This is a genomic window from Alloprevotella sp. Lung230, assembly GCF_014385435.1.
GTDB lineage: Bacteria > Bacteroidota > Bacteroidia > Bacteroidales > Bacteroidaceae > Alloprevotella.
On sequence record NZ_JACSUD010000013.1, the window covers coordinates 42493 to 63643 of the forward strand.

Consider the following 21151-nt stretch of genomic DNA (forward strand, 5'->3'; position numbering starts at 1 on the left):
ACCACATGACTCCCAACGAAAAACTACAAATCGAAGAGCGCATTGTCGAAGTGCTCAAAACCGTCTATGACCCTGAAATTCCCGTAGACATATACAACCTCGGACTGATTTACAACATCGACCTGGCCGATGATGGTCTGCTCGAAATCGACATGACCCTCACCGCCCCCAACTGCCCGGCGGCCGACTTCATCATGGAAGATGTGCGCATGAAAACCGAAGGTGTGGAAGGCGTGAAAGACGTGCGCCTCAACCTCGTGTTTGAACCCGAATGGGATCGCGACATGATGAGCGAAGAGGCCAAACTCGACCTCGGTTTTCTCTAAACCCTCTTCGCTCCACGGCTCTCTCTACTCTTCTATGCCCCTCCCCTCTTTCCTTCATCGCTGGTGGCCCTCGCTACTCACCGCCCTCCGTGCAGCACTGAGCGTACTGATTGACGAGCGCTGTCCCATGTGTGGCCGGTCGGAGTTCAAAGGCGAAATCTGCCCAAGCTGCTGGTTCAACATCCCCTACACCCATCTGCGTGGAGCTTCGGGCAATATGCTGGAACGGCTATTCTGGAGCGAACCGATGGTGCAGCGTGTCAGCGCCTATGCTTGGTACAAACCCGAATACGCCATCTCCAAGGTGGTGCACGAGTTCAAATACTACGGGCGCAAGGATTTGGCACAACTCATGGGCGAGGCGATGGGGCGCGAACTGCTGGACAGCGATTTCTTTGAGGGAGTGAACGCCTTGGTGCCCGTCCCCCTCTCGGCACAACGTTTACGCAAGCGCGGCTACAATCAGAGCGAGCACCTGGCCAAGGGTGTGGCGCAGGCGACGGGGTTGCCTCTCCTCACGACCGCCATCGCTCGTGTGGTCGACAATCCCTCGCAGACCACCCTCGACCCTTCGCAGCGCCGAGACAACGTCAGGGACATCTTTGCTGTGGTCGATGCAGACGCCCTCGCCGGCCGACACATTGTCGTCATCGACGATGTCATCACGGTGGGCGCCACCCTGCTCAGTCTGCTGCAAACCCTCCGTCCGGTCCCCCACCTGCGGGTGAGTCTGCTGGCGCTTTGCGCTGCCGGACGCTATCATGTGGGGCGGCTTTCGCCCGACGATCTGCATCTCTCCGATGCCACAGCCGATGCGCAAAACCACGTGGTGCGGAAATATCACAAGCCGTAATCCTCCATCGGCTGCCCCCCCTCTTTGACATTTCAGAGAACAACTTGATTAGATTATGAAACCCATCTACTTCCTATCGGACGCCCATCTCGGCAGCCGTGCCATCGAAAGCCGCCGTATGCAAGAGCGCCGTTTGGTGCGCTTCCTCGACAGCATCAAGCATAAAGCCGGTGCCATATATATGCTGGGCGATATGTTCGACTTCTGGCACGAGTACAAGACCGTGGTACCCCGTGGCTTCACCCGCTTTTTGGGCAAGATCTCCGAGCTCACCGACCTCGGTGTAGAAGTACACTACTTCACGGGCAACCACGACCTGTGGATGACCGACTATCTCGTGGAGGAATGCGGCGTTGTGCTCCACAAGGAGACCGCCTGCACCGTGGAGCTCTACGGCAAAATGTTCTACCTGGCCCACGGAGACGGCGTGGGCGTGCAGGACCGAGGCTTCCGTTTCCTCCGTGCGCTCTTCCACAATCGTTTTGCCCAAAAACTATTTGCCGCCATCCACCCACGTTGGGCCATGGATTTCGGTTTAGAATGGGCAAAGCACAGCCGTCTCAAGCGAGAAGACGGACGGGAAGAACCTTTTAAGGGTGAAGACAAAGAGCCGCTCATCGTCTTTGCCAAGGAATACCTAAAAGACCATCCCGACATCAATTTCTTCCTCTTCGGACACCGCCACATCGACTATGACCTCATGCTTTCCCGCACGGCACGCGTCATTATTCTCGGCGATTGGATCACGCTTTTCACTTATGCTGTGTTCGATGGCGAACACCTTTTCTTGGAGGAATATATCGAAGGAGAAACCGAACCTTAAACCCACAAGAAACCATGGCACACGAACATCACCATCACGACCACCATCATCACCATCATTCGGTGGACAACCTCAGCAGCTTAAACCGCGCCTTCTACATCGGCATTGGGGTGAATCTACTCTACACCGTGCTGGAATATGGAGTGGGGTTTCACACCGACTCTTTGGCGCTGATTTCCGATGCCAGCCACAACCTAAGCGATGTGGCCAGTTTGGTAATTTCACTCATCGGACTGAAATTGGCACAACGGGCAGCAACTGCCCTCTACACCTATGGCTACAAAAAAGCCTCCATCTTTGCCTCTCTCATCAATGCCGTACTTTTGGTGAGCATTGTCATCAAAATTGTCATCGAAAGTATCGAACGCCTTATCTCCGCTCCGGAATTGCCTGGCGGTGTCATTATGATTACAGCCGGTATCGGCATTGTCATCAACGGACTTTCGGCCTATCTTTTCCATCAGGGGCAGAAGGACGACATCAACGTTCGAGGAGCCTTTCTTCATCTCTTGGTCGACGCACTCGTTTCAGTAGGAGTAGTGGTCTCCGGCGGTATCATCGCCCTTACGGGCTGGACGCTCACCGACCCCATCATCAGCCTTGTCATTGCAGGTGTCATTCTACTGTCCACTTGGTCGCTGCTCTCCGAAAGCACCAAGTTGCTTCTCGATGGTGTCCCCAAGCAAATCCATAAAGAGGAGATTGAAACCCTCATCCGCACCTTCCCCGGCGTAGCCTCGGTGCACCATCTCCATGTGTGGGCGTTGAGCAGCGCACAAAATGCGCTCACCGTCCACTTGGTGCTGAAAGAAGGCATGGCGCTTCACGACTTTCAAAAAGCAGAGTTGAAACACGCCCTTGCCCATCACCACATCGGGCACACCACCTTCGAAATCGAAGAAGCCGGAACCGAGTGTGCCGACAAGACTTGTTGCTAAACCTCCTAAGACAACCTCATTTTATGAAAGAATACCTCCTCACTGCGAGCCACGTTTGCAAACGCTTCGCACAACACACCGCTCTCAACGACGTTTCCATCAACGTAGAGCGTGGAAAGATTTTCGGTCTGCTCGGGCCCAATGGTGCCGGAAAAACGACCCTCATCCGCATCATCAACCGCATCACCGCTCCCGATAGTGGAGAGGTGATGTTCTGTGGTCATCCACTTGCCCCCAACGACGTGTTCAACATCGGTTATCTACCCGAAGAGCGCGGTCTCTACAAAAAGATGAAAGTAGGAGAACAGGCCATCTATCTGGCACAGCTCAAAGGTTTGTCGCGCAAAGAGGCCAAACTGCGCCTTACCGAATGGTTCGAACGCCTCGACATCATGCCTTGGTGGAACAAGAAACTTGAGGAACTCTCTAAGGGTATGGCGCAGAAAGTGCAGTTTATCATCACTGTCCTCCACGCTCCCGAACTTCTCATTTTCGACGAACCGTTCTCTGGCTTCGACCCCTTGAACGCCGATCTGTTGAAGCGAGAAATCCTCGAACTCCGTGACAAAGGGCACACCATCATCTTCTCCACCCACAACATGAGCAGTGTTGAAGAAATCTGCGACGACATCGCGCTGATCAACCGTTCGCAAGTGGTGCTGAGCGGCGGTGTGGACGAGGTGCGCAACCGCTTCCGCAACGGCACCTTCCAAGTCGTGGTGGAAAACGGTGCTGTGCAAGAACGCCCCGAACTCTACACCATCGAAAGCGTGAACACCCTCCGCGGCCTCACCACCTACCAACTTCGGGCAGCCACTGATGTGAACGCCTCACAACTTATGGCACAGGTGGCGGGCGATGCAGCCATCCGCAGTTTCTCAGAGACCATGCCCAGCATGCACGATATTTTTGTTCAAACCGTAAGCGAAGCCAACCATGAATAAGACCCTCATCATCATTTTGCGCGAATACACCACGCGCGTGAGCAAAAAGTCGTTCATTCTGCTCACCCTCCTCATGCCCTTCCTTTTTGCCGCCATCGCCACCGTACCGTTTCTCTTAGGAAAAATCAAAAGCGACGAGCAACAGAAAGTGGTCATCATCGACAAGACTGGGCAGTATTTCCCTCTCTTTCATTCCGACGAACACTACCTCTTTTCTGCCGAAAAAGCCCTACGTCCCGAGTTCAAGAGCGACACCACCGATGTGGAGGCCGTGGTGCTAATCAGCGACCTTGTCAGCCGCAATCCCAAAGCGGTGACTATCTATGGGAAGCGCGAAATCCAAACCGACTTGCAGCGCACCATCGAAGATGTCCTCACCACACAACTACGCAAGGAAAAACTCAAAGCCTACAACATCCCACAGCTCGACAACATTATCGACGATGTCCAGCAGGAGTTTTCCGTCACCACGGTCAAGTGGGGCAAAGACGGTGAGGAAACGTTCTCCTCCTCCGACTTGGCCATCGGTGCAGGTTTCGTTTTCACAATGCTCATCTACATCTTCGTACTCACCTACGGCGGTATGGTGATGCAAAGCGTGATGGAAGAAAAGACCAACCGTATCATGGAAATTATGGTGTCGAGTGTAAAACCCTTCCAACTGATGATGGGAAAAATCATCGGAGTTGCCCTCGTCGGCTTCACCCAACTCCTCATTTGGGGCATCATGATAGGCATCATCACCACCGTAGTGGGTAGTTTACTTGGAGCCGATACTGGTATGGGAGCAGCCCCCGGTGCCGAACTCACCGCAATAACCGGTGCCGACCCACAAGCGCTGGCACAAGCAGCCTCCGGAGACAACAACGAAATGTTCACAGCGCTGATGAACCTCCCTCTGCTTGAACTCGGGGTGATGTTCGTCCTCTATTTCATCGGAGGCTATCTTCTCTTTGCCTCTTTCTTCGCCGCTGTTGGAGCTTCGGTCAATGCTCAAGAAGATTCTTCGCAATTCACTCTGCCCGTAATACTCCTCATGATGTTCGGTCTCTATGCCGCTATGGGCAGCGTTGAGAACACCAACGGGCCGCTGGCTTTCTGGGCCTCCCTCTTCCCTCTCACCTCCCCCATCGTCATGATGGTGCGCATCCCCTTCTCCGTACCGCTTTGGCAGGAAGTGTTGAGCCTTGTTTTACTCTATGCTACCTCCCTCGGTATGGTTTGGGCAGCCGCAAAGATCTACCGCGTCGGCATCTTGATGTACGGCAAAAAGCCCACCCTCAAAGAGATGCTGAAATGGATGCGGTATAAGTAGACTTGAAGCCCGAAAATTTATCTCTGAGATAGAAATTTCTACCTCAGAGATAAAATTTTCTACCTCAGAGATAATTTTTTTTACCTCTGAGGTAAATTTTCGTAACTCTTAGGGCAATTAACTTGATGGTAATGCCCCTTCAAGGCGAGGACTAAAACAAAGCACTCATCATCACACAGAATACGACAAATTCGCATAAAACTTTTCTCGAATCTCACCTTGATTTACTCAAGAAGCCGGTAATTGGTATTGATATGTCCCCACGTAAACTCCTTTCTCTCCTACTCGTCCTCTTGTTTGCTCTGCCCACATCGGCTGTGCTCCGTGAGCGCGATTTGGCACGCACCCTTGGTGTGCTTCGTGCCGAGCTCGAACAGAACTATCCCGAAAAGAAAGCCTATGTAGCGCGCCTCAAAGCACAAAGCCGCTCCCAGCACAAAGCACTAGTCGGCTATATGCAGCGCTCCGAACAAATCGCCTTGATGCTCTATTCGCAAAAGGACGACCACACTTTCGACCTCTCCTACGCCTGCCGGCAGGCCACCGACCTCTATCGACTGCTCAACGATAATCTTTTACCTTTCGACCAGGTGCAGGCGCAACTCACCACCGAAACCCAACGATATGCACAGCTCATTCGTTCGCTTGAGGAACTACCCCCGACGCTCAACCGACGTCAGGCAACTCAATCGGCCGAGACAGTAAAGGAGGCGGTAGACAGTCTCAGCTTGACTGCGGCACAAACACGCCGTCTCAAACGCGACATCAATGCCCTCTCCGAAGCCTACACCCTCACACCGGAACAACAGCGCGATCGTGCAGTTTGTCTGCGGTTGGTGCGCGACCTACATACCAGTTTGGCGCGTGTACAGAGCAGCCTTAAAAGCGACCGTGTCTATTATTTGGCTGTCAAAGCGAAAGTCGAATCCCTCAACGCCTATGCCATGGCGCGCTATCGCAACCTTCAGCACAACATTTTCCTCAACGGCGGCGACAACTATCTGAACATCTTGCGCAACCTGCCCGAGGTGGTTTCCATCGCCCGTGCCGATCTCAAACAAAAGTACTCCGCCCTCGATCATCTACCCTCGACTTACAGCGAATGGCGCGGCCCTGTGGTGGTGTTTATGCTCCTCTTTGTTCTGGCCTACGTGCTTCTCTCCATCGGACTGGCCGCGGCCCTGCTTCGCTTTGCACCACGGCGGTGGTTGCCACACGATTTTACCGACAAACGACGCACCTATTTCACCGCCCTCGGTCTCCTCTTCTTTGCCCTCTCCATCTTTGTGGTACGCCTTTTCACCGACCAAGGTTTCACACTGATGGCCATGACCTTGATGACCAACATCGCTTGGCTGGCTTTGGCCATCGTGGCTTCGTTGTTGGTACGCCTCAATGGGGCACAAATCGGAAAGGGGTTGCATCTCTATCTGCCCTTTGTGCTGATGGCCTTCATCGTGGTGGCCTTTCGTGTACTGTTCATCCCCAATGTGGTCATCAACCTCATCTACCCACCTCTCCTCCTGCTCTTCGCCTTTTGGCAGGTGCGCACCCTGCGGTTGCCCAAAGGCAGTGTACCCACAAGCGATATTCTCTATGCCTCGGCCTCAATGTTGGCCATGTGTGCAGCCACTGTGATGGCATGGGTCGGCTTTGTTCTTATGGCCGTCCAACTCATGGTGTGGTGGATGTTCCAACTCGCCGCCCTGCAAACCATCAACGCCCTCTACCATCTCCTTTCCCGCTACGAACATTCGAAAGTACTGCCCAAGCTCCTCCAATCCCTGACCCCCGAAGAACGTGAAGGAATGGACGAAGCCTCCCTCCTGCAATGGGCTAAACAAGGCGGCTACATCACCCGCACCTGGGCCTATGATTTTGTCAATCGTACCATTATTCCTGTTCTCGCTGTAGGCTCGGTTTTCCTCAGCGTATGGTATGCCGCAGGAGTGTTTGAAATGACCGATGTGGTGCGTATGTCCTTCTCCTACAACTTCATCGACCAGCCCGGAGTCCTACAGCTCTCCCTCCATAAAATCAGTTTTGTCATTGCTTTCTGGTTCGTATTCTCTTATCTCAACTACGCCCTTCGTTCTTTCTATCAGCACGTCACGCGGATGCGGGGTAAACTCCCTTCCTATCAATACAACTTTACCCTTGCCAACAACGTCATTGCCATCCTCGTTTGGGGCGCCTACATCCTCTACGCACTCTTTCTGCTGCAAGTGCCGAAATCGGGCATCGGAGTCGTTACGGCAGGATTGGCCACGGGTATGGGTTTTGCGATGAAGGATCTTTTGGAAAACTTCTTCTATGGTATTTCTCTGATGGCAGGTCGTGTGCGCGTGGGTGACTTTATCGAGTGCGACGGCATCCGTGGTCGCGTGGAAAGCATTTCCTATCAAAGCACCCAAATCAGCACCTTTGATGGTTCCGTCATTGCCTTCCTCAACACTCAACTCTTCAACAAAAACTTCAAAAACCTCACTCGTGACAATGCCTATGAGTTGGCAAAGATTCCTCTTGGCGTAGGCTACGGTAGCGATGTGCAGCAAGTCCGCTCCTTGGTGATCAACGCTCTCACTCCGCTCAACGAAATTCTGCCCGATGGTCGTACCCTCTTCAAACCGGGTACCTCTATCGGTGTTTCCTTCTCCGATTTTGGTGCCAGCAGCGTCGACCTTATCGTTGTATGCTGGGTGCTCGTTGAGCAACGTGCAGCCTTCCTCGCTCGTGCTCGTGAGATTATCTACAATACGCTGAACCAGCATGACGTCGAAATCCCCTTCCCGCAAGTTGATGTGCACATGCGCTAAAAACTCATATGATCAAGCCCTCCACCCTCACAGCCTTACTTGCTGTGAGGGTAAGGTTTTGTATAGAATAACCCATTCTGAAAACTTGGCTTAATGGTCAAATGTACTCCTGAAAGAGGTCATAAATGCTCTCTTTTTCATTTAATGGTCAAATGTACTCCTAGAATAGCTCAAATCCTTAGTGTTTATCGGGGTTGAAAGCCCCTAATATGTTTCCGATAAGCAGTTCTCTCTTTTCTATCGAAAGTCCACGATGAATACGCAATCTCATCTTCAATACAGAATTGAGAGACTCTATAGCATTGTTAGTGCGCGGAACCTGATTGGTAGGGAATTTTTCAATGAACTTGACCAAAGATAAGTGCAATCTCAAACTCCTTAAATTGAAAACATCGATCAAGAAGTGTAATTCCTCTTACAACCTTAATAATACAATCATAAACAATGGAACATAAAAGACTTTTTGCAGCTCCCATCATTCTTTTGTTGATGTGGCTCATCGTTAGCAGCAGTTATGCACAGCAGAAAGCACTCGTTACTTTTGAACTCAGACAGGTGGTAACAGAGGAAGTGATTATGCAACCCAAGTTCGCGCTTTTCTTCCAAGACAGCATTGCGGTGCCATTTCAAGAGTTTGCTATTCACGAAGCCAATAGCGGTGTGCACTCTTTGGAGTTTGAATATAAACCAGGGCGGTATACACTGCGAATAAGTAAAGAGGGCTTTCAAAATACAGAGAAACAATTTCTGGTGCGCACACGCCGCTATTCAGCTTTGGGCATCGGTACAATCCACATGAGCAAAGCCAAAGATTACAAGCTGGGAGAGGCTCTAGTGAAAGCTACGCACATTAAAATGGTGATGCGTGGCGATACATTGGTCTACGACGCTGCGGCTTTTGAGTTGGCCAATGGTTCGATGCTTGATGCGCTGGTGGCACAGCTCCCTGGTGCAGAACTCAAAAACGGACAAATCAAAGTGAACGGCAAGCATATTGAGAGCCTAATGATCAATGGAGAGGACTTCTTCGCTGGTACACCAAAGGTAGCTTTGGAAAATCTACCTGCTTACACCGTGAAGAATATCAAGGTCTACGACCGCGCAGCCAATGATGCCTACCTTCGCCGTCGCGCAACAAGTGGAAAGAAGCTACCGAACGAAGACGAACATATGGTGATGGACGTTCAACTCAAGAAAGCCTTCTCCACAGGCTGGATGGGCAATGCTGAAGCTCACTATGGTGTACCCTCCGATCGCTATTTGGGCAAGGCTTTCGGTTTGGGATACTCCGACCGCCTGCGGCTGGCGGCTTTTGTCAACATCAATAATATCAAAGATACGCAGGCTGGCAATGCCTCTGGACAATGGGGAGGAGGATGGCCTCAAGACGGTTTGCTCAACCTCAAGATGGGTGGTCTTGACTATCTCTATAAGGTGAGGAAGACCAAGATGTTTGGCAACGTGATGCTCACCCACGAAGATGTGCACACCGAAAAACATACAAGTAGTGTGAACTACTATACCAGTGGCAACGTGTTTGGACGTACACTCTCACAGCAGACTGACAAGAAATTTCACTTGATTTCTTCGCACACGCTGCAACACTTTGGAGAACAGATGTATCTTCAGCTTGCTCCCTCCATTGACTATCTGCGCAATGACTACACTTCTCTCTTGCGCACAGCAAGCTTCAAGGCTAATATCCATGAAAACTACCGATTGGCATCCCTTGACTCCCTCTACTCTCCCCTTGGCCTACGCTCTTCACTGGCACAACATCTGCTCAATAGTACTAATCAAGAGAAAGAAGGTCGCTCAGGATGGTTCATTGGAAGGCTGAATGGTGGGGCTACTATTTCGTTCCCCGACTGGGGTGATAACCTCGAGGTTGGAGTGAACGGAGAGTACAGACACAACACAGACCGACCACTCATGGCAACGCATCGTTTTTCTGACTTTCAGACGCATGCCAATGGCACGGGCGATCGTCTCAGCCAACGTCAGGATGGGGCATCCACCTCCTACAACATCAATGGAGGAGCTGCATACTCTCTCTCTTTTATGCCTTATAATCCTCAAAATGGACACTATGGAATCGTACAATTCCGTGCCACTTATGGTCGCCAATACAATAAGCAAGACGACAACTATTGGAAGTTACGCGAACAACTTGCCAATGGAGCGATGACCGCGCTCTTACCTCCTTCTGCCATTCGTCCTGAGGTATTGCAACAAGATTTGAATAATAGTGTACATTCCGTTTATACACGAGACACCTATTCCCCAGGAGTGGAAATGGATTATGTGTATCAGCCCGACATCAACGTAGAAAGACGATACGATGTCAATCTCAAATTGGCGAGCAATGTACGTCGTGAGTCATTGCACTATCTGAAGCACCAGTTAGACACCACTCTCATTCGATGGGCACATGAGTTCTCTCCTGCGCTCTCGCTCCGATATAGCTACAAGACTGATATTAGTACGAAGGAAGCCAAGGTAAGTTATGCTTTCTCCGAGGGCATCCCTAGCATCTACTATCTGCTGCCGACAGTGAACGATAGCGACCCGACCAACATCTACGCCAACAATCCCAACCTGCGCCGCTCACTATCGCACAGCGTCAATGGATATTACTCCTATCAACACCACAGCACGCACAGCAATATCTCTTTCAGCACGGGATACGGACGCACGGATCGCGCCATTGCCTACGCACGTCAATACCAACGCAACACGGGCATAACCAAGTGGACGCCGCAGAACATTGATGGAAACTGGAATGCCAATGCCTCGCTGCAGTACTCCACGCCTTTGGGCAAGAAGGAGGCCTTCCAGCTGCAAGGCACGAGTGCAGCCTACTACCTCAATTCTGCAGACTTCTCTACGGATACAGAGACTATGGAACGCTCTGTGGTGCGCAACCTCACCCTCTCGCAGCATTTAGGCTTGACTTACCAGTTTGGCAAAAACCGCGTAGGACTGGAAGGCCGCGTCGCTTGGCTGCGCAGCCGCTCGGAACTGCGCAACTTCCCATCCACTGATGCCATCGACTACAGCGTCAAGACCAACGCCCTCGTCCGTTTGCCTCACGATTGGGAGGTTGGCACCGATATGAACTTCTACGCTCGTCGTGGCTACAATGATGCTACGCTCAACACGACCCACTGGGTGTGGAACGCCTCGCTCTCCAAACTATTGATGCGTGGCAACTTGGTAGTCAAGCTCACCGCCATTGATATGCTCTCGCAAATCAGCAACCTGCAATACAGCATCAATGGCCAAGGCCGCACCGAAACGTGGATTAACGCCCTGCCTCACTACGTGATGCTCGGGATGCAATATCGCTTTCACATTATGCCCAAGAAGAAACAATAATGAAGTTTTCCCGACAATTTGATCAGATGGACTGTGGTCCAGCATGCATACAAATGGTTGCCTCTCATTTCGGAAAGAAATATCCATTGGCATATCTGCGCTCTTTCTCTCATTTAACAAGAGAGGGAGTTAGTGTAGGTGGCATTAGGAAGTATCACATCAAAGCATCTACAACATGATTCATGCTGATGCAAGCGGAGAATTGACGCGCCACACCCGTCACAAGCTCAAATATAGGCGCCGCCCCAAACGCAAGCCTTTCTCCATAGCTGATAGAACGAGCATTCACTCGCGTCCCGAGCAGGCGGACGGAAAACGCTTTGGGGATTTTGAGATGGATTTGATTGTGGATGGAGACAACCACGCCATACTCACGATCGTGGAGCGTTCCACAAACATGCTCTTCATGACCAAACTTGCTCATGAGAAGAAAGCAGAGCCATTGGCCAAGGAGGTCAGACGTCTGCTTCTGCCCTACAAGAAACACATCAAGACCATTACCACTGACAATGGTCCTGAATTTGCGGCACACAAGCTGATTACGAAATATTTGGGAGCGGGCGTCTATTTCGCCGATCCTTATGCCTCATGGCAAAAGGGGGCGATAGAAAATACAAATAAACTCATCAGACAGTATATTCCAAAGCACACCAACTTCGATGAAGTTACAGATAAAAAGATTGCGAGCATACAAAAGAAAATCAACAGCAGACCCAGGAAAAAATTAAAGTTTGAGACACCAAAAGCAGAGTTCTTCAAAAGAATAGCTTAATTTTGCACTTGCCGGTTGACTCTACGGATTTAATTCGTCTGCATTTGTGAAAGTTTTCAGAACGAGTCATTCTATAACAAGAGACCACCCTCACAGCTTTACCGCTGTGAGGGTGGCTCCATTTATTCCCCACAAAAAGCCATGGCCGGCCACGCTCTTGATGCCTCTCACACTAATGTCGCTTCTCAGACGACAGCATCAATACGTCAGCAACAGCCATGACTGAAAGATCGGATTTCCTAATTTCCGACTTATTTACGGCGGAACACAACGTTCATAAATGTCTTTTCCGTCACATCCGGCGAAGAGGGATTGACCAAAGAGTAGCGCAGTCTGCCCGTGTCGTCCACCTGAACATTGCTGAAGACAGCATTGTCATAGTAGGTCACGAAGTAGTCCAAATCCCCTCTTGCAACAACGGGTAAAGGAGTTGTAGCACTAGGATTCCGAGCCGTATAGGCGGATGGAATGGGAGAAGGAGTGAATTGGTCATAGTACTTCTGATACAAGTCGATTTCGAAGGCCGTGCCCAGATAGGCCGGGTCGCTCGTGTCGGTGGGCAGAACGATGCTGGGCATGTAGAAGAAGAGCGGCCAGACAGCGTTCATCATACCCACCACCCCGTGCTGGTTGGCCACGAGCACACGGTCGGGAGCATAGAGGTTTCCCTTCCCGGAATCATAGTTGCCGGAGGAGTTGGTGGTGATGCCCTCGCCCTTCTTGGGGAGGGTTTGGATGCGTAGACTTCCCTTCACGTCCATGTCTTCGGTGGGCGTTCGGGTGTTGACACCGACACGTTCGGTTTGCGCCAAAGCAGTCAGAGGGAGAAGCAGGCCGGTCAAGAGGCCGAATAGATAACGTTTCATTGTTGTGATGAGAGATTTGAGAGGATGATGAGAGATGGAGTGAAATGAGTTTCCCTCGGCAGGAGCAGCCCAAGAGCCGTGATGCGCTGGGCAGCCCTCCGATGGAAGCGACTATTGAGAGACACGCAGACGCAGGTGCGGATTGACACGGGCGGCATGTCCACCTTTCAGGTAGACGGTGATGATGGGGCTTTCCACGTGGCAGCCCCCGCCATCGACGGTGCGGTAGTAGTAGAGCACGCGTTTGCCCTTCGGGCGGTTGGTCTCGCGATAGGTGGCCTCGTTGCCCACCTCGGTCCACGTGTTTTTGTCCGTGCTGCGATACCACTTGTAGGTGCGCGTCCCGCTGCCCGTCAGCACACCGGCCGTCACGGTGTAAGGATTCTTGCCCTTGATTGTGAGTGTGAGTTCGTCGGTACTGATGTTTTGCACAAATCCAGGCGTCACGTTGAGCGTAGAGATGGCGCTGTAGCCGGCGCAACGGTCGGAGGACGACTTGCGGCGGATGTAGAGGGTTCCAGCATTGGTCGGCACATAGTCGAGGTCTTCGCCGTTGGCCGACGCTATCGTCTGCCAGTTGGTTTTGTCGTAGGAGTACTCCCAACTGTAGCGCGGCGTTGTGGTCGTTCCACCCGAGGTCACCGTGGCAGCAGGCAGGTCGATTTTGGCCCGTTCGCCGGCACAAAGGGTGATTTCCTTGTGCACGGTGGTTTCATTCACCTTGGAGAGCGACACCATAATCTCGCGATAGAGCTGTCCGCCACACGGAGGGATGGTGATGGTGATTTGATACTTACCGGCTCCGGCAGCATTGCCAAAGACATCAATCTCACGAGTGTTGGCGTAGGTCCCATTCGGTCGCCGCCACTTGTAGGTGCCGTTGTGGTAGTACGGCACGGAGAGTTTCACCGTCTCTCCTTCACAGATTTCCTGTTTCGCTTTGATTTTGCGCCCCATTTCGGCAAAGGAGTAGAGGGTGAGTGTGCCTCGCAGGGTGTACTGCCCACACTTGTCCGTGACGGTATAGTCGAGCGTCTGCCCTTCATTAGCCGGGGTGATGACAAAGCTGGCGGGCGTGTTATCCGTCGCGGTCTGCGTCTGCCCATTCATCGACACGGTATAAGGCGCCATGCCGCCACGCACAAAGACATAGGCGTAGCCCTTCTTATCTTGATCACAGAAGAAGGAAGTGGTGTTGTAGTCGTCGATGGAGAAGAGTGTGGGCCATCCGGCTCGACGATAGAAGCCTTCCACACGGAGCGACTTTTCGCACGTCTTTTCTCCGTCGTTGAAGTCGAAGTAGACCGTTGTCTCGGGATAGTAAGGATGGTACAAACTGTCGGGACCAAGATAACCTCCATGGTTGTTATAATTCCAGCCGGGATCATAGCCTCCCCCATAGTGGGGATTATTCCAGTTGTAGCCACTTGGATAGTCTATGCTCTCTCCCGGAGTGTAATACGTTTCATTCCACCACTGGTTTCGTTGCGACCATCGTTTGATGGGGACAGTCTTCGTGGTCGTCACGGTATAGGGTGCTTTGTACTTATGCTCTTGATAGGTAACGGTAGTGCCGGGTGTCATCCTCACACTACCATCGCACTGTGCATCTTCAGTCCAATCTATCGTGGCATGGTCAATCCACATGTCGGGTTCGGTTTGGTAGGTGAAGTTATAGACCTTACCGCAGGCATCGGTGAGTTCCACACTATGCGTACCATCATGGAGGTCAAACCCATTCACCGGAGACACCTTTCCATCGGGATAGTAGGCCGTCCATTCACCATTGAAACCTTTTCCGGCCACAAAAGCATATCGCCCATATTCATACTCTCCATTTCCGTAAGGACCTCCCGTTCGGCTCTTCTGGAAAAGTGGAACATTAGTATGCCCACTCTCTTCAACAACCCCACTCAGGTCTTCATTCGGTTGAGAGAATGTTTTCTGACGTTCGTAAGTCACATGAGACTTTCCATCGATAATCCTTACCTTCTTCCAGTTCCAATGCCAGTAGGCCGTTGGAGGATCGGTCGTCACAAAGAAAGCGCGAGGGGCTCTCACGGACTGATCCCTCTCTCTAATGTCCATAGGATTACAATCCATAGGTTTCGGCAAGGGCACCTGCAAGGCCTTGAAGTTTTTGACCACGATGTCTTTTACCGTCCAATCAAATGTATTGTTGGAGGCAGGATTGACAGCACTTGTGTAGACAAACTTATAGGTTTTTCCCATCGTGAAGTCATATTCAGGAAACCAATTATACTGATTAAACATCGGACGGTCCAACACTTTGGTAGGGCCATCAAAAATCTCCAAATGACCGTATTCCGGGCATTTACTATAATATTGAATTTTAGCGAAGTAATAACGCATATACTGGCGAGCACAATTCGTAAAACTCTTGGTGGCGGTCCTCCACCAAGAATTACCATCTTCATGTATATAAACCCCGGGCTCAGGTGCCATGTTTTTTGCATGGAATACAGGGATGGAAAGGCTCTTTTCGAGCGTACCGTCTTCATCATAGATATCCAGACGATAGTTGATTTCTGCCTTCTGATAAAGGAATTTATCAGCAGACTGAAATTCTTTGTAAGAAAATGTTCGTCGCCAAAGCTCTGTTTCAGGACTGGTAGAAGCATTCACATAGACGAAAGTGAATTTTTTGCACTTGTGACGTGACCAACTACTTCGATCAATATAGTAATTAGAGGTTTCATCTTCACAATGATCGATGGCATTAGAAGTACTATATAGACTCCAATCGTTTTTTGCTTCTACCGGTTCCGTAGCAGCAGGCACTGTTTGATGTGCTTTTGTAGAAGCGCAAGTAGGCAAGTCTTTATGCCGCAGAAAGAGTTCATAGCCGGCGTAAGGGTTGAAAGGCACGTTATGCCCAGTGCTATTATTTGTAGCTTTTTCCCAGTGAGTAGCATCAGCCTCAAGGGTGCCCAATGGCTCTATGGCCACTTCAAAGTTTTCCAAAGGTTCGTCTACATTGTAAACCCCAGAAGGAAGGTATCCCGCGTTATTGAGACTATAGTAGACTTCATAACGTCCGGAACAATCCTCTGCCAGTCGTCGGCCAGGAGCACCATAGAATTGCCAGCCACGCTTATTGTAAATCGTGAAGTTATCGTATCTGCTTTGACAACCATCTTCAATCTGCAGGCCATAGTATCCCGCGGTGAGATTGCCGCCCCACTTTCCAGGTTCGAACTCCGTCAGCTCCACGCCATTTGCCCGCACTCTGCGTTTACTGGGTGCACCGCTGGAAATGGTCAAAGGAATGAACCCCTTGTTGCTGCAAGGCGGTATCGCAGTATAATACTGGTTTGGGCCGGAACTCTGTGCCCCGGAGTAACTATAATTCATCGTATGATAGTTGTCAGGGAAATAGGCATATGAATTCATCACAAACTCATCGTCATCCCCTTTCCATGCCGTTGCTGTGATGTAGTAAGAGCCTGCATTGACCGTCATTTCGTAAGTAAAATTAGGCTTTGCCGTCATGATGCGCTGTGAGAGGTTGTCCACTCTCCAACGCACACTGTCCATCTGTTCGGCATTCTCCAGCCACATCTTCAGTTTGTGACCTCCATCACAACCACTGTGCGTCATCTCTACGCGTATTTTAGGCGAGGGACGTCCGGTACTGAAAGAGGTGCTATTGGTCAGTTCTCCACAAGTCGATACGACACCGGCCACAGCTGTGTAAGCGGTATTGATGTCCAATCCGGAGAAAGTGACCGGAGTCTGGGTACCGATGACCTGCTGTTGCGCGACAAGAATTCCTTGTTGGTTATACAATCGATAGTTGACCGGCGCTGTGGGGTAGGCATAATAAGAGCTACTACCCTGACTGAGACTCAACTTCACCACAACGCCATTACCTACATACGGCTTTTCGGGAGTAATATCATCGGTTCGAAGACTATAGCCATCTCGCTGAATGGTGCCCAAAGAGACTTGAGTGTTATTGACCAAGGTTTCATCTTGCTGGGGTACATCATTTAGGTAGGCATAGATATTATATACTGTTTGCATCCCTCCTTGTTGTGTATTCTCCAGTGGAGGAAGGTTGGTGAACGTAAAGGTATCCGTCATTGTCGGAGAAACAAACGAAGCCACCGTTTGCACAGAATGCACTTTCTGTCGTTGTCCATAATTAACGTCATAGACATAAGAGTATTGGACTTTCACCAAACGATACTCTACCTTGCCCGTGAGCGGTGTGCTTTCGCATGTAGACCATTTAGCCTTACCACTCAATGTCCCATTATTGCACCCGAAAAAAGGATACTTCTGTTCAGTCCAAGTATAGCTAATCGTACGATACTTATTATTGCTTCCACTATAATAGTAGACCTTAAACTCTTTACTCAATGTACCACAACTACTATTCATTGTGAGACGATACTTCCCGGGGTTGAAGTAATCCTTAAATTCAGCAGTCTTCCCACTTTCCACACCGGAAATGATCTTTGAATAAGAACCATCCAAGGCTTCTAACTTATAAGTATATCCTCCTGCAAGCTCCATATTAGGAGCATTCCATTGAAGCGAAGAAAGTTGGCAGGCACTCACAGCGATAGAATCTTGCACTTGCAGTGTATTTTCCTCGAAGGCACTAGGCACCACTACCGTCATCGTTGTGTCGTAACGGGCACAATAAGTGGCATAAGCATACTTCACCGTGTATGTGCCGGGAGAAAGATTTGCAAATCCGCTCGGGCTATAACTTCCATCACTAATCCGTGTGTCCAGTAGTACATTCGACGAATTGTAAAGTTCGACACGCTCAAACTTTTTAGTAGTACGTCGCAGCTGATTGACACGGATTGTTCCTAGATTTCCACATCCAGAGGTTACTGCGACAGAAGTTGTAGCAAAAGGTCCTCCCGTTGAAAAGCGAAGCGTCTTCTTCAAGGTTGGGAGACAAAGAGGGTAGATTTCGATATCATAGACTCCTACAGCGGCATTCCTTATATTAAGTGCATAATAGCCTCCTGTTTGACCGTCGCCTTTGAATTTTTCAACTCGAGATTCAACAACTGTGCCATTTCGCTTGATGGTAATTTGGTAGGAATGTTCGCGCATTGACCCTCTTAACTGTACAACAAGCGTACCAGCATTATCGCCGGCACAATCACTAGGAAATACATCACCACTATATGACAACTTGCTCAACTCTGCCTTGTAAAGCAGAGGAGTATGATCTCTTATTTTGAATTTAAAAGTCTGTGTAGGCATTCCACAAGAAGGCACTATACGGAGTTCATAGTCCCCGGGACCACCATTGGTCATAATCGTTGTAAAGGAGGCGTCAGTGTTATACCATAGTCCTGTAGCTTCTATTCGGTTTGTCCAACTATGTGGGTTGGTAATAAAATCCGTGATATTGAAATTACCAGCATAAATAGGCACATTCCGACGGATGTATTTAGACGTCACATCGGGCGAGATGAGGCGTTGGACATTCGGGATGAGTGCCGTCTTCAGCAGCACACCATTACGATAGAGTTCATAAGTCCCCCCTTTGAAGGTCTTCTCAAAAACATTGTACGTCAGCCAATGAATTTCGATGGGCACTTCATTGGTACAATAGTCCACACTATCATCCCTAGCGATGACAACAGGGATGAAAGGATTTTTTTCCAGCACTACATTAGGGGGAATTTCCCTGATTATAGGATATCCTCCGGAAGACGTCTTTCCATATTCAAATCGTGGGTCGTAATTATTTTTCCGATCCTCTTCACCCCAAACTTGATAATATCGATTGCTCCTGACGTTCCAACTGCTCTTCGTTTCTGCTCCACACAAAGATAGCGTTGCGGAATAGTTGGCGATAGGAAGGCCGGGGATACTAAAATCGCGTTGATCTTTTGGCCAGTCTATAGAGCGTATGAGCTGACCTTCGGCATAAAAATCAAGCGTCAAGTCCTCTTCGTAATCTCCATAGCCTAAAGAAAAGTTCATTTGCATCGTTGGAGAGCAAAAGGAGGGTTCGGTAGACATAGTACTCATACTCAGCTGTCCCAACTTTCCATTCTCCAACTTGATGTTCTGCGTCTCGTGTTGTCCTGCCCAATCGGCAGTGAGGGTGTAATTGCCGGCAGGAAGGTTTTCAAACTTCACTTCGCTAGTTCCGGTTTTGGTGGCAATGGGTGTTCCTCCCTCGGTAAGCGTATAAGTCACGCTGACACCTTGGGGCAAGGTGCCGGAAATATTGCCTTTGATAGCACCTTTTGCACAAGTGGGATAAGGCTTTCGGGCCACCGAAGCCGCCAATGTTCCCAAAGGCAAAGAAGAAACAGTGAAATCCGAAGTTGCTTCTGCTCCACAATCAAGGGTGGCCTTTGCAGTGTAGTCACCGACAGGAATACCTTCGATGACAGTTTCGAAAGGCATTGTGGTGAGCACGAGTGTTTTGTGCAATGCCGGTGTGCCCGTTCGGTTGGTAAGGGTGTAGGTGATAGACGTCGCTCCATCGGTACGTGAAGGTATCAGTCGTACCTTGCCCAAAGCTGTGCCGAGGACCGGAGTCGTAGACGTACGGAGCGCTGTCTTGGGCACAGTCACGTCGGTTTCAAAGATGTAGGCATTTTCGTCTGCATCCCAACCGGCACCAGGTGTGGCAATGGCACACGAGGGTACAACTTTGGCTTTGACGACATAGTCGCCCGCAGCAAGATTGGCAAAGTCCCAATAGAAGTCACCTTGGTTACCTCTCGTTTTCCAGTCTACAAGTTTTTCTCCATCACTCTTGCGAAAAAGCGCATAAGAGACCTGTCCACTTTGGTGAACACCAGCCTCACGCACAGTGATGATACCGGCAGCCCCCCCACAACCTCCACCGGGAGTGGCCGTAGACATGATTTTGAAATCCGAAGTGGGCTTTTGTCCGATTGTGGGCAAAGTCACTTCAAACCATGGACGCTCCACCTTGCTGCTGGAGCACTGACCGGCTAAGCGCATCTTGACGACATCGCCATCGGCAAAGTCTTTCAAGACAATGTAGCCCACCTGGTCAATCTGAAAAAACTGCTTGTTTTTCCAATGCAGTCCGTCACTGGAAAACTCGACATAAAACTGAGTGAAACCGGCTACATGCCCCTTGTAGGCAAGCTTTACGGCCGGACGTGTGTTGCAATCAGCATTGCCGGCAAGGTAGCTGATGTCAAAATCACTTTCCACCAGGCTTGGGCAGTCTTGTGCCCTCGCACCAAGCGAAACAAAAAGCAACATCAGCCATAGCGCCAACAGCCAACTTATTCGCCGACAGTGGTGGCTGAAAAACAAGTGTAGGAAATGAAGCATAATAATAATGTATTGAGAGAAAGTATAATTGGATAAATTATCAATCTGGATGAGAAGCGCTATTACAAAACCAACAGAGACATATCGTATACAAGTATTCAAACTTACACATATGTTCCAATGAGCATGAAAGTCTTATGCCATTTATGGTCATATTTGGATCGTAAAAGTAAACAACTTTTACGACAAATGAAAAATTTAGGAGAGAAATCAAACAAAGAAAAATCTACCCTCCGAATTTTGCAACATAGACCTTACACAATAAACACAAAACAAGAAAGGACGATGTAAATATAAGCATTACTGATAAAAAAAGACATATAGGGAATACTGACCTCTTACATGTCTTTACTCACAAGAGGAGTGCGTAACTTTCCATATTTTTCATTTGTCCTTCTTCCAAGCTTCCAATCTGAGCCAAGTAATCCCTACTAAGTAAAAGATAAGCCTATCTTGATTACAGAAAAAAAACAAAAGTCTTGTAAATCATTGATTTACAAGACTTCCAGCGGAGAGAGGGGGATTCGAACCCCCGAAACGCTTTTGACGTTTACACGCTTTCCAGGCGTGCCTCTTCAACCACTCGAGCACCTCTCCAAAGGTGAAGATATGGTCGGATGGAGTGGCCACCCTCCCAAAGCAACGGAGAAAATCCAAGACCCAACAGAGAGTAGTGGGAGTCTCATTGAGCATGTTCTTTTTTGACAAAAAGCTTTCAAAAGCGGATGGAGGATTTCCGAAATGCGGTGCAAAGATACTACTTTTTTTGCAAATGACAGAGGTTTACTCAAGAAAAA

11 protein-coding genes, 1 tRNA gene and 1 pseudogene are annotated in these 21151 nt (G+C 49.9%); 10 read left to right on the forward strand and 3 right to left on the reverse strand.

The features are described 5' to 3' along the window. The first annotated feature begins 5 nt into the window (after window positions 1-5). The 10 genes and pseudogenes from H8527_RS07635 to H8527_RS07680 form a co-directional block, all read left to right on the forward strand. Window positions 6-326 (forward strand): metal-sulfur cluster assembly factor, encoded by a 321-nt coding sequence (locus H8527_RS07635; RefSeq protein ID WP_187547050.1) that lies wholly within the window; start codon window positions 6-8, stop codon window positions 324-326. A 34-nt stretch (window positions 327-360) separates the two neighbouring features. Further along, window positions 361-1179, forward strand: a complete 819-nt coding sequence (locus H8527_RS07640; protein ID WP_187547052.1) for a ComF family protein — start codon at window positions 361-363, stop codon at window positions 1177-1179. A 55-nt stretch (window positions 1180-1234) separates the two neighbouring features. Next, entirely contained in the window at window positions 1235-2002 is a 768-nt protein-coding gene (locus H8527_RS07645) for a UDP-2,3-diacylglucosamine diphosphatase (RefSeq protein ID WP_187547054.1), read from the forward strand. 14 nt (window positions 2003-2016) lie between these two features. Next, on the forward strand, window positions 2017-2940 hold the full coding sequence (locus tag H8527_RS07650; protein WP_187547056.1) for a cation diffusion facilitator family transporter: 924 nt from the start codon (window positions 2017-2019) through the stop codon (window positions 2938-2940). A 23-nt stretch (window positions 2941-2963) separates the two neighbouring features. Next, the gene (locus H8527_RS07655) at window positions 2964-3884 is read left to right on the forward strand and encodes an ABC transporter ATP-binding protein (protein WP_187547057.1); all 921 of its coding nucleotides are present in this window, start codon (window positions 2964-2966) and stop codon (window positions 3882-3884) included. Next, window positions 3877-5199 carry an ABC transporter permease gene (locus tag H8527_RS07660; protein ID WP_187547059.1) on the forward strand — a complete coding sequence of 441 codons (1323 nt, stop codon included), beginning with the start codon at window positions 3877-3879 and terminating at the stop codon, window positions 5197-5199. The genes H8527_RS07655 and H8527_RS07660 overlap by 8 nt, the downstream gene beginning before the upstream one ends. Before the next feature lie 254 nt (window positions 5200-5453). Next, window positions 5454-8015 carry a mechanosensitive ion channel domain-containing protein gene (locus H8527_RS07665; RefSeq protein WP_187547061.1) on the forward strand — a complete coding sequence of 854 codons (2562 nt, stop codon included), beginning with the start codon at window positions 5454-5456 and terminating at the stop codon, window positions 8013-8015. Window positions 8016-8459: 444 nt separating this feature from the next. Further along, window positions 8460-11393: an outer membrane beta-barrel protein gene (locus H8527_RS07670; protein ID WP_187547063.1), complete on the forward strand. Its 2934-nt coding sequence runs from the start codon at window positions 8460-8462 to the stop codon at window positions 11391-11393. Window positions 11394-11446: 53 nt separating this feature from the next. Then, window positions 11447-11572 carry a hypothetical protein gene (locus tag H8527_RS07675; RefSeq protein ID WP_255498551.1) on the forward strand — a complete coding sequence of 42 codons (126 nt, stop codon included), beginning with the start codon at window positions 11447-11449 and terminating at the stop codon, window positions 11570-11572. Next, a pseudogene (locus H8527_RS07680) lies at window positions 11542-12165 on the forward strand (IS30 family transposase); the annotation flags it as partial. The gene H8527_RS07675 and the pseudogene H8527_RS07680, both read left to right, overlap by 31 nt. A gap of 251 nt (window positions 12166-12416) precedes the next feature. Here the strand turns inward: H8527_RS07680 and H8527_RS07685 are convergent. The 3 genes from H8527_RS07685 to H8527_RS07695 form a co-directional block, all read right to left on the reverse strand. Then, entirely contained in the window at window positions 12417-13031 is a 615-nt protein-coding gene (locus tag H8527_RS07685) for a hypothetical protein (protein WP_187547066.1), read from the reverse strand. Window positions 13032-13142: 111 nt separating this feature from the next. Continuing rightward, a complete protein-coding gene (locus H8527_RS07690) occupies window positions 13143-20354 on the reverse strand; it encodes a collagen binding domain-containing protein (protein ID WP_187547067.1) in 7212 nt (2403 codons plus the stop codon). Between the two features lie 509 nt (window positions 20355-20863). Further along, a tRNA-Ser gene (locus H8527_RS07695) sits at window positions 20864-20951 on the reverse strand. Window positions 20952-21151 lie beyond the last annotated feature (200 nt).

Excerpts from the sequence above, each read along its gene's own strand:
- H8527_RS07635 (WP_187547050.1), top strand. The coding sequence starts at position 6 with ATGACTCCCAACGAAAAACTACAAATCGAAGAGCGCATTGTCGAAGTG.
- H8527_RS07640 (WP_187547052.1), top strand. The coding sequence starts at position 361 with ATGCCCCTCCCCTCTTTCCTTCATCGCTGGTGGCCCTCGCTACTCACC.
- H8527_RS07645 (WP_187547054.1), top strand. The coding sequence starts at position 1,235 with ATGAAACCCATCTACTTCCTATCGGACGCCCATCTCGGCAGCCGTGCC.
- H8527_RS07650 (WP_187547056.1), top strand. The coding sequence starts at position 2,017 with ATGGCACACGAACATCACCATCACGACCACCATCATCACCATCATTCG.
- H8527_RS07655 (WP_187547057.1), top strand. The coding sequence starts at position 2,964 with ATGAAAGAATACCTCCTCACTGCGAGCCACGTTTGCAAACGCTTCGCA.
- H8527_RS07660 (WP_187547059.1), top strand. The coding sequence starts at position 3,877 with ATGAATAAGACCCTCATCATCATTTTGCGCGAATACACCACGCGCGTG.
- H8527_RS07665 (WP_187547061.1), top strand. The coding sequence starts at position 5,454 with ATGTCCCCACGTAAACTCCTTTCTCTCCTACTCGTCCTCTTGTTTGCT.
- H8527_RS07670 (WP_187547063.1), top strand. The coding sequence starts at position 8,460 with ATGGAACATAAAAGACTTTTTGCAGCTCCCATCATTCTTTTGTTGATG.
- H8527_RS07675 (WP_255498551.1), top strand. The coding sequence starts at position 11,447 with ATGGTTGCCTCTCATTTCGGAAAGAAATATCCATTGGCATATCTGCGC.
- H8527_RS07685 (WP_187547066.1), bottom strand. The coding sequence starts at position 13,031 with ATGAAACGTTATCTATTCGGCCTCTTGACCGGCCTGCTTCTCCCTCTG.
- H8527_RS07690 (WP_187547067.1), bottom strand. The coding sequence starts at position 20,354 with ATGCTTCATTTCCTACACTTGTTTTTCAGCCACCACTGTCGGCGAATA.